Genomic DNA, 15,301 nt, shown 5'->3' on the forward strand with positions numbered 1-15,301 from the left:
GGCTCCCATAACTTCTTAAGCGGACACGAAATCGCATGCCCTTCCACTCTCCCGTCGCTCGGTCGCGCGCATCTCGAAGTGTGACTGGGTCACCATATCTACGCAGCATCCGTCCGCGCCCGTCCGCTCGCGCTCACACGGTGAGCGCTCACGTCGGGCGTCGGGCCAACCGTCGCTTATCTACTCGGACTCAATTCCGGGTAAGCGCCCGTGAGTGCGACCAGCTCTCTGTGTCTCGCCGGGGTGACGATCTCGTTGACGACCGCGCTGGCCAAATCGGCGTAAGAGAAGGAGCGTCCCCAGAGGGCTTGCTCGGCAGTCTCGTCGCCCAGCACCGGAGGGCTCATCGCTGCCTCTTCGTCAGCGAGTTCAGGCGGCGGGGCCAGCTCCAGCCATTCGATGTGAGAATCGCTTCGGCGTAGCGCTTCGACGCCTCGATGGTGGCTCACCGTAAACGGGCGCAGTGCAGGCGGGAAAGCGTCCGCGTCGTCCATAACGAGGTCGCCGGACGCCGTCTGCAGTATCGCGAATAGTCCGACGATGATAGTACGACGTTCGGCCGCCACGGCCGTGGTCGCGGTGGCTGCACGTGAGCAGAACTGCGGTTCGAGGGTCGCAAAGTCGCGAGGAGGGACTGTGCATGGTGTCACTGCGCTCACGATGGCCGAGATCGACCCGTAGATGATCGCAGCAAGGGAGCTTGCATCGAGCGCGTCACCTTAAGCAACTTCGACTCCATCCGTGGCGAAACCAGCATGACGACTCGGATCCCGCACAACGGCAACCACGGGCAGACCGCGACGAGCCGCCTCCTGGACGATGGATCTGCCTGCACGTCCACCAGCGCCCAGAACCGCCACTCGATTCCTCATCGGCTGGTTCATCGTGCGGCGTCACTAGAGGCGACGCCGCAGGCGCTTTCGCGCAGCGCAGAGGCGCTGCCACCCGCGCCCGAAGCGGTTCGGCGAAGTAGACCCACGTTCCTCACGCCTACCGTCGCCGCGACCATCCAGGGTGGCACTGAGGGCGTTGGCGTGGGCGGTTTCGTCTGCCGCGGTGCCGGTGAGCGCTGTAAAGAAGATGGTTCCGAGAGCCGCGCTCCGACGGCGTTTCCGAGCTGTTGGACGGCGGTCAGACTGCCTGAGGCTGAGCCCACCTCAGCGTCGTGAACGCCAGCGAGATCGATGTCGAAGAACGGCGCGATCGCCAGGCCCATACCGATACCGACGACGCCGAGTGGGAGCAAAAGGGACCACACAGTGGGGTCTCCGGCGAGGGGCGACGGCTCAGCGGTTCGATACGAGATCAGGGCAACTAAGCGCGGACGACGCGCACCTACTCGCCTCGTCAGTGAAGTTGACGGTATCGGTATACACGGGCCAATGTGCGGCTATACGGCGATCGCCGCGGGCCAAGGCCGTGGCTTCCTCCTCGTCGCCGACGCCGTTGTACTAACGGATCACCAGCACATCAACGTTGCTAGATCCCAAGCGCCAAGTGTGACTCCCCGCATCTGATGCGTAAATGCCCTGGGCCATCCGAAACCAACGGTTGGGCTCCTGATACGCGGGATGCGCGTCGTCGACGTCCGCCACACTCTTCTCGGTCTGGCTCCGAGATCGATTGTCGGCCACCCGAGCGCCTAGCCACTTGGACGAGGTCGGACGGCACGCGCTAGCAGTATCGCCACTGGAACGGCGAGTGCACCAACGAGCGCGAGCACGCCGAACACCGCGGCGTAGCCGGGCTCTCCGGACACAGCGAACGCCAGTGCGGCCGTGACCTGTGCACCGAGGCTGCCGCCGATATTGCGAATGTTCGTGTTGGTGCCACTAGCGGATCCACTCTCGCTAGACGGCACGACCCGGACCACGAGCACGGCCAAGTGCGTGTAGACGAGCCCGATCCCGGCACCGGCGACCGTGCTCGCGAGCACGACATGCCAGGGTTCAGTATGCAGGACGAACAGCAGAACCTGACCGGCGGTCGTGAGAACGGCACCGGCGACGAGGCACGCGCGTTCGCCCGGCCACCGCTGCATGAGCGACGCCAACAGGCTCACGACGAGGAACATCCCGGTCTGCGGCAGCAGATACAGACCAGAGTCCTGGATTGACGCCGAGAACCCGTACCCACCGCCCATCGGGGCCTGCACGAAGGTGGGCAGTGTCACCATCCCTCCGAAGAGGATGAATCCGAACAGCAGCGCGAGGAGGTTCGCGAACATAACTGGCCGGGTCACCATCAGCCGCAGGTTGATGATCGCCAGCGGCGCCCGCAGTTCGACGGCCACCCAGACGGGGAAGACCACGAGCGCGACTGAGGTAGCCAGCAGCTCCACCACGCCCCACCCTGCGCGCGGGACCTCGGAGATCACCACTAGCAGACCCGTCGTCCACAAGGCGAGCAGGACCGCCCCGACCACGTCGATCCTGCCGAGCGCCACCGTGCGATCCTTCGGGATCGCGAACCACACGGCCACTGTCGCCATCCCGACGACCGCTGCCCCGAGTGTGAACACCCCATGGATTCCGAAGACGTCGTGCACCGGGCCGACGACGACGATGCCGATGCCGCTCCCGACCGCGATCATCGACGATGATGATGCCGATCGCGCTCGACAGACGCGGCCCGGACACGCGGGATCGCGCCAGCCCGAACGCGAGCGGAAACACCGCTCCCCCGATCCCCTGCAACACTCGCGCCACGAGCAGCACGCGGTAATCCGACGCGAACGCCGCGATGATCGACGCGAGAGTGAAGCAGACGAGCACCACACGCAGCACCCTGACGCGTCCGAACATGTCGCCCAGACGACCGGCGATCGGTGTCGCGACGCAGGCCGACAGCAGGAATCCGCTGACGAACCACGCCGCCTGAGCTTTGTCGATGCCCCATTCCTCGCGGAGCACGGGCAACAAAGGCGTGACCAGTGACTGCATGAGACCGTAGCCGAATGCCGCCACGGCCAGCACCGGCACCAGTCCTCGGCCGGTGCCCCCGCTCGGGCGATGCTCTCCGTCAGGCAACGCCGGCGGTGACCTGCGCCGCATCCCACACAGCGCTCCATCCGGGCGCCAGCTCGGCGGCTCGGCGGCACGACAGCACGAGACTCGCCTCACGGGCGATGCCGCGACCGGCGATGTCGAAGGCAGTGCCGTGGTCGACCGATACACGGACGACCGGCAATCCGACGGTGATGTTCACCCCGTCGTCGCCGTACACGGCTTTGAACGGCGCGTGGCCTTGGTCGTGATAGCACGCGATCACGACATCCCACTTGCCGCGGACAGCAGCGGGGATCACGGCGTCGGCGGGCAGCGGGCCGTGCGCGTTGAGGCCGCGCAGCCGCGCCCGTTCGACAGCGGGAGCCAGCACATCCGCATCCTCATCGCCGAAGATCCGGTTCTCGCCGGCATGCGGGTTGAGACCGCAGAGTCCGATGCCTGTGTCCGGCTTGCCCAGTGCGGTGACCAATGCGCCGGCCAGTGTCAGCACATCGTCTGCGCGTTCCGGCGTACAATCGGCGATCGCCTGCTGCAGCGACACGTGCGCGGTGAGGTGGAAGAGGTAGAGGTCGCCGGCCGACAGCACCAGGCTGTAGTTCTTCACGTCGAACTCATGCGCGAGCAGTTCGGTGTGCCCGGGCCACTTGTGCCCTCCTGCGTGCATCGCGGCCTTGTTCAGAGGGGCGGTCACGATGCCGTCGACCTCGCCGTCGCGCGCCAGGCGGCACGCCTCCACGACGAAGCGGTACGCCCCGTCACCCGCAGCCGGACTGAGCTCGCCGACCGGCACGTCTGCGAGCGATGCCCCCACCTGGATCAGCTCAACGACACCCGGATCGTTCATCGCCGCGCGTGGCGAGCCGATCACGCGCACGGCGTCCTCGTCGAGTCCGGCCTGCCGGAGACCTCGGCGCATGGCATCGAGATCACCGATCACCACGGGTACGCAGATCTCGCGGAGTTCCGGGTGCGCGAGCAGCGTCTTCGCCGTGATCTCCGGCCCGACGCCGGCGACGTCGCCGAGCGTGACGGCGAGGATCGGGAGCGATGCAGAAGTCGTGGTCATGACTCTTCCTTCTTTCGTCGCGATTCACTCGCGAGGTCGATCACTGAGTCCGCGTTGCGGCGGAGAAGCGTGACGAGATCGACGAGCACCCTGGGCCCGCCGAATCCGCCCGACTTGGTGACGACGCGGAGGCCGTCGCAGACGCCGCCGCCCACGATGCCGGTCGCACATCCGTCGATGAGACTGCTGTCGAGATCGACGTGCGTCGCGCCGAGGTGCCGCAGCGCGGCGAGCGCCCCGTCGCCACCCACGAGGACGAGTGCGGCTGCGGGTTCCGCGGCCATCGCAGCCGTGACCGTCCGTCCGAAGGCGTCCGCGGCGGTCTCAGCGGTCATCCGTTCCTCAGGAGCGGTGATGATGCTCACGCCGCTGTCGCCGTGCGACTCGAGCGCGGCCACTTGAGCCAGCGCGATCGGGTGCAGCGAACTGCACGCAACGACGATCCGGCCGGCCGGCCCTGCGGGGGACCCGTCCGCCGGCGCGTTCGCGGGCAGAGCGTTCACGATCTGGCCGAGCAATCCGGCCGATCCGACGGGCAGCACCGAGGGCGAATCGAGCACCGCACGTGCTAGGGCTTGCAGCTCGTCGTCGTCGACCGCATCGGCGACGACGACGCTCACGATGCGCTCGAGGAGCGCACGCAGATCCGATGATGTCACCGGCGACACGGGATCATTCGCCGCCGCAGACGCGGTCGCCACCGCGCCGTCGACATGGATGATGCCGTCCCGCACCGTGCGACCCAGGGCCGGATAGGCGGGGCACACCAACACGCGAGCTCCGGAGTGACGGGTGTTCCATGCGCGCAGCGCGCCGTCGATCTGGGCGGCGACGGGCCCCCTGCCCACCGAATCGATCTTCACGTATAGGCGGTCGACACCGGATTCCAGAAGTCGGGCGGCGGCGTCCGCCGTCGCGTTCGCCGCGGCGGAAGGATCGAGCCCCCTGGACTCCGTGACCAGCACCTGGACGGTGCCGGGGTGCAAGAACAGGGTGCTGTCCGTGCTCGCCGACACATGCACGCGCACCGCCCGACCGGCATCCGCGAACCGTGCTCCGGCGTCGGCCGCTCCGGTCAGGTCGTCGGCGACGACCGCCCAGGTGGAAGCGGAGAGGTCAGCCATTCGCTCGCCGCCAACCGGATGCGAGGCGGACATGGGTGATGGTCTGCCGATGCAGCGTGTAGGCGATGTCGATCGAGCCGTCGGCGTTCGGCAGCACGACGGGGTACGAGAACTCGCGGTTGCGCAGGTCCTTCGAGTTATTGGTCAGGCAGTATCCGTCACCCTGGGCGAGGTCGGCGACCACTGTCCAGTCCTCGCCGTCCGTCGAGACCGCGAGCGACATCGGTGCGCGCGGCGCACCCCAGAAGGCCCGCCTGTGATCTCCGTCGAGCTCGGCCGCGAGAACCGGCGCAGAGGCCGGTTCCACGAGTCCGTCGTCGTCGATCTCATCGTAGAGCGACGCGCGCTGACCGTCGGCGTCGTCCCGACTGCTGTGGTTGTACACGAGAACCAGGTCGCCGTCGGCAAGACCCGCGTGCTGCAGCGAGGAGTTGTTGTTGGGCAGAGCGATCGGCACCGGCACGGTCCAGCTCTGGCCGTCGTCGGTCGAGACCGAGCGATGGATGCGATCGGCCCACCGACTGCGGTAGAGCGCGTTCAGGCTGCCGTCGGGGCGTTCGACGATGCTCATGTGCACAGCGCCGAGGCTGTCGGGCACCGAGACGCGTCGCCAGGACAGGCCCTCGTCGTCCGAGAGCATCACGGCGCTGGTGTCGTAGTCGCCCACCCATCGCCGCCCTTCCTCGCGCACGCACTGGAAGATCGGCAGCAGCCACCGGCCGGAGCGGCTGATGACCACGGGCTGACGGATGAAGACGCCGCCCTCGTCCGTGGCGTCGAAGAGCACCTCAGCGGCGCTCCAGGTGAGACCGTTGTCGTCCGAGATTCGTCGATGCACCTGAGCCGTGTCCTGGTTGCCGCCGGTCTGCGAGGTGTACAGCAGCCACAGTCGCCCTCCCGGAGTGGAGAAGAGCACCGGATTCTGTTCGGAACGGGTCGGATCATCGGTGACCTGCCGCGGCGTCGACCAGATCCGCTCCCCCTCGGGGAGACGCGCGAACCAGATGGAGATGTCGTCGACTCCCTCCTGCGTGCCGCCGAACCAGACGAGCCCGAGGTCGCCGTTCGGCAGGCGCGCGAGCATCGCGGCGTGCGCTTGCACAGTCGAGACGGCGAGCAGAGCGTCCGAACGCGGCAGGTCGCCGTCGTTCTCGCGCAGCACCCCGTCGAAGAGCGTGCGGTCGACGGGCGTCGCCACGTCGCGCTGCGCCGCATACCGCGAAGTCATACGCCACCTCGCGCCGCGGCGAGATGCGAGCGTGCAGCCGCTTCGAGGTGGGTGAGGTCGGAGGCGATCGATACGAACCGGAATCCCTCGGCGAGACGCGACTGCGCCACCTCGCCCGACGGTGAGTGGATGCCGGGGATGATGCCGTTGGCATCACAGGCCCGCAGAACGCGGTCGAGAGCCGCGTCGAAGGCCTCCGAGACCGTCGTATCGGTCGACGTCGTGCCGCCGAGCGCGAGCGTCAGATCGGAGGGGCCGATGTACAGACCGTCGAGACCGGGCACTGCGGCGATGTCCTCGACCTCGGCGAGACCCTGGGGCGTCTCGATCATGGCGAAGACCAGCACACTGCGATCCGCCTCTGCCGGAGTGGGGCCGATCCGGAGACCCGAGCGCATCGGACCGTAGGAACGGGTGCCTGCCGGCGGATAGCGCGTCGCCGCCACGGCGTCCGCGGCATCCTGAGCCGTGTTCACCAACGGCACGATGACCACCGAGGCGCCGGCGTCGAGCGCGCGACCGATCGGGGTCGCGTTGTTCGCCTCCACGCGCACGACTCCCGCGGGGCCGTGGGCTGCCTCGATCGCCATCAGCCCGGTCAGCAGTCCCGAGTATCCGAGCAACCCGTGCTGCCCGTCGAGGGCGACGTAGTCGTAGCCCGTGAGTGCGATGCGCTCGGTCGAGACCGGGCTGTCGGTGACGACCCAGTAGCCGAGTGCCGTACCGCCCGAGCGCAGTCGGTGCGCGAAGTCTGTGGCTGTCATGATTCCTCCGTGGCGATCGCGTTCATCGGTTGTAGGCGGGCATCGGTCCGCGGAGCCGGGATCCGATCTCGTCGCACGCGGCGACCGTGTCGGCGGCGAGCGGACCGCGAACCACTGCCGCGAGATTGGCATCGAGGTGCGCGAGCCGTGAGGCCCCGAGCAGGATCGTGTCGACGCCGGGGCGACCGAGCAGCCAGCGTAGGGCCAGCTCCGGCAGCGGCAGGCCGGAGTCGTCCGCGATCCGGGCGAGGTCGGCGATGGCCTCGAACATCTCGGCGTTCCAGTACCGCTCGGTGTACATCGCGGCCAGACGCGAGTCGCCGAATCGCCCGTCGCTGGGGCGCTCGTCCAGATGGTGGCGGCCGCTGAGCAGACCGCCGCTCAACGGGTTGTAGACCATCGTGCTCAGACCCGTCGTGGCGGCGAACTCGCGGTATTCCTCTTCGATCCGCCGGGCGACGACACTGTAGACCTGCTGCGCGACCCGCGGTCGCGGGATCCCCTGCGCGTCTGCTGCCGCGTCGATCTGCGCGATCTGCCACGCGGCGAAGTTCGAGACCCCGTAGTCGATGATCTTTCCTTCGGCGCGCAGCTCGCCGATGACGGAGAGCGTCTCGTCGAGCGGCGTCTCGCGGTCGGGCTGGTGCAGGTAGAACAGATCGACGTGATCGGTGCGCAGACGTCGGAGGCTGCCTTCGAGGCTCGCGCGCAGTCCCTCCCGCGAGAGCGGAGGCCGACCGTCCGCATCCGGATGTGGGATTCCCGCCTTGGTCGCGAGCACGACGTCATCGCGCCGCCCCGCCAGCAGATCGCCGAGGATCGACTCGGTCGCACCTCCCGCATACCCGTTGGCGGTGTCGATCATGGTCACGCCCGCCCCGAGTGCCCGGTCGAGCAGCACCCCGGCATCCGACGGATCGACCGTGTCGCCGAAGGTCATCGTGCCGAGAGCCAGGGGACCGTACGACGATGCCGTGGCATCTGAGCTCATGCCGTCGCCTCCCGCGCACGTCCTTCGGCGACGGTGTCGTCGATCAAGCCGATGAACTGGTCGAGGCACTGCAGATTGGCGTTGTGATGCGCGTTCTCAGCGACTTCCAGCCGGGCATGGCCGATGATGCTCGCGAGGTCGCGCACCGGGTCCGCCATGAAGTCGTCCGCACCGACGAAGAGCGTGACGGGCGACACGATGCCCGCCAGCCTCTCACCGAAGTCCTCATCGAGCCATTCGTTGCTCCCCCACTGCCGCGGCCGGAGCGAGTTCTCGATCGCCGTGGCGGTCGACCGGATGCGGGAGTACTGCGCGATGACGCGCGGATTCTGCGCGGCCCAGTCCGCGTTGAAGTTGCGCGATTCGAGCCACAGGCCGTCGGTCAGCGGGGCCGGCGAGATCGTGCCGACCGGAGGGATGGGCCATCCCATCCCGGTGGCGATGATCGCCCGTGCACGCTCGGGGTTGCGGCTCGCCCACCGCAGAGTCGTCATCGCCCCCATCGACTGCCCCACGATGATCGGGCGCTCGATGCCGAGTGCATCGAGTACGGCGTCGAGTTCGTCCACACGGTCGGGCTCGAACTCGTCGACGGGCGAGTTGCTCGAGAAGCCGTGGTTCACGCTGTCGAAAGCGATCACACGGTACCGGTCCCGCAGCTGCTGGATGTGCCAGTCCCAGCACGACCCCGAGGCGGATCGGCCATGCAGCATCACCAGCGGATCGCCCGACCCCTGATCCGTGTAGTAGATGTCGGATTCGTTGATATCGAGAAAAGGCATCAGGCTCCCTTGAGGCTCGGCATGTTGGTGGTCATGGCGGTGAGGCGCTCCAGGCGACGCTCGCGCTGACGATCGGGATCGATGACAGGCGCTGCGAGCACGAGACGCTTCGTGTATGCCGTCTGCGGGTCGTTGAGCACCTGCTGCGTCGGCCCCTCTTCGACGATCTGCCCGTTGCGGAGCACGATCACTCGCTGACAGAGGTGCTTCACGACCGAGAGGTCGTGCGTGATGAACAGGTACGACAATCCGTTCTCGCGCTGCAGATCGACGAGCAGATTGATCACCTGCGCCTGCACGGACAGATCGAGGGCCGAGACGACCTCATCGCACACGATCAGCTCGGGCGAGGGCAGCATCGCCCTCGCGATCGAGATGCGCTGCCTCTGTCCGCCGGAGAACTGCCCGGGGTAGCGATCGTAGGCCTCGGCGTCGAGGCCGACGCTCGCCAGCATCTCGATCGCGCGGTCTCGTCGCGTGCCGCGGTCGTCATCGCGGTCGGCTTCGAGCGTCTCGGTGATGCTCTGTCCGACGGTGCGGTGCGGGTTGAGCGAGCTGTAAGGATCCTGGAAGATCGCCTGCAGCCGGCGGCTCAGATCGCGTCTTCCGGTCGACGGAAGTCCGGTGATGTCCTCGCCGTCGAACACGATGCGGCCGCCGGAGATCGGCGTCAGCCCGAGCACCGAATTGCCGGTGGTCGACTTGCCCGAACCCGATTCACCCACGACGCCGACCGTCTCCCCGCGCCCGACGTCGATCGAGACGCCCTCGAGCGCCGGATGCGCCTTTCGGCGACCCCGACCCGGGTACGTCACCGAGAGATCCTCGATCCGCAGCAGCGGCTCACCGCTGAGGTCGATGCGCACCGTCTCGGCCGCCCCCTCAGGACGCGGCTCGGTACGAGCCATCGGCGCCGCACCCGCTTCCGGATACGTGTCGGCCACCGTGGGCAATCGACAACCCGCCGCGACCTCGGAGGGGTTCGCCGCGAGCAGAGCTGCGGAGTACGCATGCTGCGGTGTTCGCACGAGCTCGATCACCGGCGCCTGCTCGACGACCTCGCCGTGATACATGACGAGCGCGCGGTCGCAGGAGTCTGCGAGCACACCCCAGTCGTGGGTCACGATCAGCAGCGCCATCCCGGTCTGCTCGCGGAGGTCGCGCAACAGGTCGAGGATCTCTGCCTGTACGGTGACGTCGAGCGCCGTCGTCGGTTCGTCGGCGATGAGCAGCCGCGGCTCGCCGGCGAGAGCCCTCGCGATGCACACGCGCTGGGCCATGCCGCCGGACAGCTCGTGGGGGTAGCGAGCGGCCACCGCATCGGGATCCGGAAGCCGGACCATCGCGAAGAGCTCGCGCGTGATGCGCCGCGCCTCGCGCCGGCTCACTCCACGATGCTGCCGCACGGCCTCCGCCACCTGCTCCCCCGCCGTGAACACGGGATCGAGACTCGAGATCGACTCCTGTGTGATGTAGGCGATCTGCTTGCCGCGAATGGCGTTCATCGCGCGCTCGTCGAGGTCCGACAGCTCACGACCGTCGAATCGACAGGTCTGCGCGGTGATCGTCGACCCCGGCGGCGTCATGCGCAGCAGGGCGGTGACGAACATCGTCTTCCCACTCCCCGATTCGCCCACGATGCCCACCGATTCTCCGGGTGCGACGTCGAGATCGACCGAGGAGACGATGGTCTTCGCGCCGTCACCCAGGGTGACGCTCAGTCCGCGCACACTCAACAGCGCAGTGTCAGCGGCAGGGACCGCCTGCGATGCATCCGACGAGCGACGGACATCAGCGGCCATGGACTTCCAGCTCTGCTCCCCGTCGTCCGATCGCGCGCCGCGGCCCATGTACGAATCGCGGATCGCGTTTCCGAGCATGCCCAGCGCGAGCGAGACGAGGACCAGCACGCCGCCCGTCGGTACGAGCATCCACGGCGAGGTCATCATCGCCTGCTGCGCGTCGTTGATGAGGTTTCCCCAGTTGGGCTGGGGCGGCTGCACGCCGAGACCGAGGTAGCCGAGGCCCGCCTCGGTGAGGATCGCGGCGGCGGCGAAGAGGGTGATCTGGGTGATCGCCGGACCACTGATGGCGGGCAGGATGTGTCGGCGCTGCACCTGCGCAGGCGTGAGCCCGGCGACGCGAGCGGCGGTGACGAACAGCTCGGTCTTCGCGGCGAGGGTGGATCCGCGGACGACTCGGATGAGGCTGGGCGCCGAGAGCACGCCGAGGGTGATCATCGCCGCCATCTCGTTCGACCCGAAGATCGCCAGGACGACGAGGAGCACGATCAGCCCGGGGATCGAGAGCATCAGGTCGACGAAGCGCATGATGACGGCGTCGATGCGACCGCGCGCGGTACCGGCCAGGATGCCGATCAGCACGCCGAGCGTGCCGTAGACGAGCACCGCGACGATCGCACCGGACAGCGTCACCTGCCCTCCGTGCAGCAGGCGCGACAGCAGATCACGTCCGAGGGAATCCGTGCCCAGAGGGTGAACGGCGCTCGGACCCTGGTACACCGCATCGAGGTTCTGCTGGAACGGGCTGTAGGGGCTGATCACCCCGGCGAACACGCACGAGATCACGACCAGGAGCAGGAAGAGGAGGGAGACGCTCGCGCTCGGGCGCCGCAGCATCGCTCGCAGGAAGTGCGTGCGTCGCGGCGTCTGCGCGGTCTCCTCGGCGAGAAGCAGTTCGGTGTCGGTCACGAGGTCACGACCTTCGGGTTGAGGGCGGCGTAGGCGACGTCGGTGATCAGGTTGACGACGATGACGACGAGGGTGAAGTACACGACGACACCTTGGATCACCGGCAGATCATGGCGTGCGGTGGCGTTGACGGCGAGTGTGCCGAGCCCCGCCATGCCGAAGACCTTCTCCATGAAGACCGTTCCACCGAGCAGAGTCACGACCAGGAGACCGGTGAGCGTCACGACCGGGCCTGCGGCGTTCTTGAGGACGTGCTTGTACAGGATCGAGCGAGGCGAGATGCCGTTCGCGCGGAGAGCCTTGACGAAATCGCTCCGGAAGGTGGCCACCATCTGACCGCGCATCTGGAGCGCGAGGCCCGCGACGCTGCTCGTCGCGAGACAGAACACCGGGAGCACCAGCGAAGCGAGCCACAGTTGCGGAGAGTCCGCGAAGGGCACGAAGCCGGAGACCGGGAAGAGAGGGATCGCGACGGCGAACACGATGATCATGACGGCCGCGAACCAGAAGCTCGGGATGCTCATGGCGATCAACGAGGCGGCATCGAGGATCCGAGCCAGCGCGCCTCCCCGGATCGCCGAGACTGCTCCGAGCAGCACTCCGAGGAGCACGCACACGATCAATGTGAGGAAGGCGAGCGAGAGGGTGACGGGGAGTCGGGACGACAGCATCCCCGCCACGCTCTCGTTGCTGAACACGGAAGATCCCAGATCGCCCTGGAGCGCCCCGATCAGCCACGAGCCGTACTGGACGACGAGCGGCTGATCGAGACCCAGCTGCTCGGTGACCTGCGCGCGCTGCTCGGGCGTCGCGCCGGTGCCGAGGATCACACTGGCGACGTCTCCCGGCATCAGCGAGGCGAGCGCGAAGGTGATGATCGACACGACGAACAGCAGCGGGATCGACCACAGCAGTCGGCGGCCCAGGACAATCAGGATCTTCATGACAGCTCTCGGATCAGGAGGCCGGAGCCCAGGACAGGATGTCGAGCGCGCCGTTGGATGCGAGTTCGCCCAGTTCATCGACGCCCTTGGCGAAGAGGAAGCTGTCGATGCTGACGACCGGCACGAACCAGGCATCCTCCGACAGCGCCGTGTTGACGGCTTTCGCCGCGCCCGCCACGTCCGTGTCCGAAGTCAGCGAGAGCGTGTCGTACGCCGCGGTCACCTCGGGTGCGGTGAGACCGAACGGGTTGAAGACGGATGCCGCGGTGAGCAGCGCCTGCTGCGTGGTGACGTCGGCGTTGAGGGCGAAGGTGATCGCGGCGACCTTGCCGTCGGCGATCGCGCCGAACATCTCGCCGGGCTGGTTGTTGTACGTCGTCAGTTCCGCCTGCACGCCGACCGCCGCCCACTGCTCGACGAGGATCTGCGAGACCTCTGCGTCACGGTTGTCGGTGTTCGTCGCGAACGCCAGCGAGAAGCCGTCGGGCACGCCTGCGTCGGCGAGGAGCTCCTTCGCCTTCTCCGGATCGTAGGCGTACGCGTCCTCCAGATCGGCGGAGTACCCGAGACCGCCGGTTGCGACGTACTGGTTGAGAGGCGTGTACGCCTCCCCCAGAGCGGAGGCGATCGCTTCGCGGTCGACGGCGTAGTTGAGCGCCTGACGCACCCGGGGGTCCGCCATCGCCGGGTCGACTCGTCCATCTCGATCCATGAGCCACACCACGATCGACAGGGGCTTGCCGGTGAGGACGTCGATGTCGCTGGATTCGGCCTCACTGACCTGCGCCTGCGAAGTGACGGTGCTGACGTTGATCTGCCCGGTCTTCAGCGCGCTGAGCGCCGTCTGGGCATCAGGGATGACGCGGACCACGACCTTCTTGTAGTTCTGCGTCTCGGGGTTCCAGTAGTTCTCGTTGGGGGTGAAGACGTAACGATCGCCGCTCACGGTCGCCGCCGTGTCGAGGACGTACGCCCCGGCTCCGAACGTCGCGGTGCCGAGACCATCCGGGTCGGCCAGCCCCGCGGGGCTGATCACGTTGCCGTAGTTGGTCATCTGGCTGAAGACGTAGGGGAGGATCGGGTTCGGCTCGCTGTAGGTGATGCGGACGGTGTCGTCATCAACGGCCTCGACGCTCTCGAGCGCGTCGATCGTCGAGTGCAGCGTTCCGGGAGTCGCGACGTAGTATTCGATGGTGTCGACGACGGCTTCGGCGGTGACGGGCTCGCCGTCGGCGAAGGCGGCATCAGCCCGGAGTGTCATCTCGAAGACGGTGTTGTCATCGCCGACGTATTCCCACGACTCCGCGAGACCCGCGCTGAAGGAGCCGTCGGATTCCTGACGGATGAGCGGCTCGTACGAGAGCCATTGCACGATCTGCTGGAAGTCGCCGCCGTTCGTCGCCGGGTCGAGGCTCTGCGGCTCACCGTTGATGGCGATGGTGAGAGTATCGCTCTGACCATTGCCCCCTCCGCCTGCACATCCGGTCAAGACCAGCGCGAACGAGGTCACCGCAGCAGCGATGAGTCCTGCTCTCCTGGAAATCCTGCTCTGCGCGGACATCGCGCCTCCTATCACCGTCGATGGGGTGTTCGTCGCTTCTTCGCGACGTCTTCATCATGACCTCTCTGCGTGTTTTGCGCAACATCGAATACTCAAATTGCGTTTTTCACGCGAAAACTGCGGCTAAAAGCACGACCACCGCGGATTGTCGGCATACACTGACGCCATGAACGGTGTTGCACGACGCGCGAAGACGCTCGAACTCCTCGCCTCCCGGGGACCCCTCACTGTCGAGGAGTTCGCCGGCCTGCTCGACGTCACCGAGTCGACAGTGCGGCGGGACCTTCAGAGACTCGCCGCAGAAGGTGCTATCACTCGCACGCTCGGCGGCGCGATCCTCCCCGGAACCACCGGCACCGAGCAGACGCTCGCTCAGCGATCGCAGGAATCGCGCGCCGAGAAGGACGCGATCGGCCGCTGGTGCGCGGACCTCATCAGCCCCGGCGAGACGGTGATGCTGGATGCGGGCACGACCACCGGTCGCGTGGCGGCCGCTCTGCGCCATCGCGCGGAGATCACCGTGATCACGACGGGCGTGACATCTCTGCTGGAGCTCGCCACGGCCGAGGGCGTCGAGGTGATCCTCCTCGGCGGACGCCTGCGACACATCAGCCAGGGCCTCGTCGGCGCGATGACCGACCTGACGCTGTCGCGGGTCACGGCGGATCGAGTCTTCCTCGGGGCGGACGCGATCCACGCGACGTTCGGCATCTGCGAGGCCGATCTCGAACAGACCCGCACCAAGGAGCTGATGGCACAGCGTGGACGTGAGGTCTATGTTCTCGCGGACTCCTCGAAATTGGGCCTCGCTCCCTTCGACGCCTGGGCGCAAGTGGGGGCATACACGCTCGTAACCGACTGGACAGCCACCGCGGCGCAACTCGCCCCCTTCCGAGAGGCGGGCATCGACGTCATTCTTGCCCCCGTGGATGCTGCGGCCGCCTGATCGGACTGCTCGCGCGAGCTGATCACCACCCTCAAGCACACCGCGCCTTCGCCAAAAATCGCATGATCCGAGATCCCGTCCGGCAGCGAGGATACTTCGGCAGCCGGTCGGATACGCCAATCTAGGCCGGGTGCAGCATTCGGGTGCGATCCGCGTAGCGGCTGGGAATCCGTCCT

The 15,301-nt window shown here is 67.3% G+C and carries 12 protein-coding genes and 1 pseudogene; 1 reads left to right on the forward strand and 12 read right to left on the reverse strand.

All coding sequences use genetic code 11. The features are described 5' to 3' along the window. Nucleotides 1-719 precede the first annotated feature (719 nt). The 12 genes and pseudogenes from ABS642_RS10545 to ABS642_RS10600 all read right to left on the reverse strand — a co-directional run bounded on the left by ABS642_RS10545 (nt 720) and on the right by ABS642_RS10600 (nt 14,179). Entirely contained in the window at nt 720-884 is a 165-nt protein-coding gene (locus tag ABS642_RS10545) for an NAD(P)H-binding protein (protein WP_350353299.1), read from the reverse strand. A gap of 758 nt (nt 885-1,642) precedes the next feature. Continuing rightward, entirely contained in the window at nt 1,643-2,593 is a 951-nt protein-coding gene (locus ABS642_RS10550; RefSeq protein WP_350353300.1) for an MFS transporter, read from the reverse strand. A gap of 67 nt (nt 2,594-2,660) precedes the next feature. Further along, nucleotides 2,661-3,053, reverse strand: a pseudogene (locus tag ABS642_RS10555) (MFS transporter); the annotation flags it as partial. After that, nucleotides 3,022-4,074, reverse strand: a complete 1,053-nt coding sequence (pdxA, locus tag ABS642_RS10560) for a 4-hydroxythreonine-4-phosphate dehydrogenase PdxA (RefSeq protein ID WP_350353301.1) — start codon at nt 4,072-4,074, stop codon at nt 3,022-3,024. The pseudogene ABS642_RS10555 and the gene pdxA, both read right to left, overlap by 32 nt. After that, the gene (locus ABS642_RS10565) at nt 4,071-5,198 is read right to left on the reverse strand and encodes a four-carbon acid sugar kinase family protein (RefSeq protein ID WP_350353302.1); all 1,128 of its coding nucleotides are present in this window, start codon (nt 5,196-5,198) and stop codon (nt 4,071-4,073) included. Before ABS642_RS10565 ends, pdxA begins: the two co-directional genes overlap by 4 nt. Further along, nucleotides 5,191-6,426: a sialidase family protein gene (locus ABS642_RS10570; protein ID WP_350353303.1), complete on the reverse strand. Its 1,236-nt coding sequence runs from the start codon at nt 6,424-6,426 to the stop codon at nt 5,191-5,193. Before ABS642_RS10570 ends, ABS642_RS10565 begins: the two co-directional genes overlap by 8 nt. Then, on the reverse strand, nt 6,423-7,190 hold the full coding sequence (locus tag ABS642_RS10575; protein ID WP_350353304.1) for an aldolase/citrate lyase family protein: 768 nt from the start codon (nt 7,188-7,190) through the stop codon (nt 6,423-6,425). Before ABS642_RS10575 ends, ABS642_RS10570 begins: the two co-directional genes overlap by 4 nt. A gap of 22 nt (nt 7,191-7,212) precedes the next feature. Continuing rightward, nucleotides 7,213-8,181, reverse strand: a complete 969-nt coding sequence (locus ABS642_RS10580; protein WP_350353305.1) for an aldo/keto reductase — start codon at nt 8,179-8,181, stop codon at nt 7,213-7,215. Then, nucleotides 8,178-8,963: an alpha/beta hydrolase gene (locus ABS642_RS10585; RefSeq protein ID WP_350353306.1), complete on the reverse strand. Its 786-nt coding sequence runs from the start codon at nt 8,961-8,963 to the stop codon at nt 8,178-8,180. Before ABS642_RS10585 ends, ABS642_RS10580 begins: the two co-directional genes overlap by 4 nt. Continuing rightward, a complete protein-coding gene (locus ABS642_RS10590) occupies nt 8,963-11,674 on the reverse strand; it encodes a dipeptide ABC transporter ATP-binding protein (protein ID WP_350353307.1) in 2,712 nt (903 codons plus the stop codon). Before ABS642_RS10590 ends, ABS642_RS10585 begins: the two co-directional genes overlap by 1 nt. Further along, the gene (locus tag ABS642_RS10595; protein WP_350353308.1) at nt 11,671-12,618 is read right to left on the reverse strand and encodes an ABC transporter permease; all 948 of its coding nucleotides are present in this window, start codon (nt 12,616-12,618) and stop codon (nt 11,671-11,673) included. The genes ABS642_RS10590 and ABS642_RS10595 overlap by 4 nt, the downstream gene beginning before the upstream one ends. Nucleotides 12,619-12,631: 13 nt before the next feature. Next, nucleotides 12,632-14,179, reverse strand: coding sequence for an ABC transporter substrate-binding protein (locus ABS642_RS10600; protein ID WP_350353309.1), 1,548 nt, complete (start codon nt 14,177-14,179; stop codon nt 12,632-12,634). A 166-nt stretch (nt 14,180-14,345) separates the two neighbouring features. Here ABS642_RS10600 and ABS642_RS10605 point away from each other — a divergent pair, with 166 nt between their 5' ends. Beyond that, a complete protein-coding gene (locus ABS642_RS10605) occupies nt 14,346-15,125 on the forward strand; it encodes a DeoR/GlpR family DNA-binding transcription regulator (RefSeq protein ID WP_350353310.1) in 780 nt (259 codons plus the stop codon). Nucleotides 15,126-15,301: the final 176 nt, after the last annotated feature.

The sequence above is a fragment of the Microbacterium sp. A8/3-1 genome (genome assembly GCF_040267695.1).
GTDB classification, from domain to species: domain Bacteria; phylum Actinomycetota; class Actinomycetes; order Actinomycetales; family Microbacteriaceae; genus Microbacterium; species Microbacterium luteolum.

Bases quoted from the DNA above. Each gene is read 5' to 3' on its own strand.
- ABS642_RS10545 (WP_350353299.1), bottom strand. From the start codon at position 884: ATGAACCAGCCGATGAGGAATCGAGTGGCGGTTCTGGGCGCTGGTGGA.
- ABS642_RS10550 (WP_350353300.1), bottom strand. From the start codon at position 2,593: ATGATCGCGGTCGGGAGCGGCATCGGCATCGTCGTCGTCGGCCCGGTG.
- pdxA (WP_350353301.1), bottom strand. From the start codon at position 4,074: ATGACCACGACTTCTGCATCGCTCCCGATCCTCGCCGTCACGCTCGGC.
- ABS642_RS10565 (WP_350353302.1), bottom strand. From the start codon at position 5,198: ATGGCTGACCTCTCCGCTTCCACCTGGGCGGTCGTCGCCGACGACCTG.
- ABS642_RS10570 (WP_350353303.1), bottom strand. From the start codon at position 6,426: ATGACTTCGCGGTATGCGGCGCAGCGCGACGTGGCGACGCCCGTCGAC.
- ABS642_RS10575 (WP_350353304.1), bottom strand. From the start codon at position 7,190: ATGACAGCCACAGACTTCGCGCACCGACTGCGCTCGGGCGGTACGGCA.
- ABS642_RS10580 (WP_350353305.1), bottom strand. From the start codon at position 8,181: ATGAGCTCAGATGCCACGGCATCGTCGTACGGTCCCCTGGCTCTCGGC.
- ABS642_RS10585 (WP_350353306.1), bottom strand. From the start codon at position 8,963: ATGCCTTTTCTCGATATCAACGAATCCGACATCTACTACACGGATCAG.
- ABS642_RS10595 (WP_350353308.1), bottom strand. From the start codon at position 12,618: ATGAAGATCCTGATTGTCCTGGGCCGCCGACTGCTGTGGTCGATCCCG.
- ABS642_RS10600 (WP_350353309.1), bottom strand. From the start codon at position 14,179: ATGTCCGCGCAGAGCAGGATTTCCAGGAGAGCAGGACTCATCGCTGCT.
- ABS642_RS10605 (WP_350353310.1), top strand. From the start codon at position 14,346: ATGAACGGTGTTGCACGACGCGCGAAGACGCTCGAACTCCTCGCCTCC.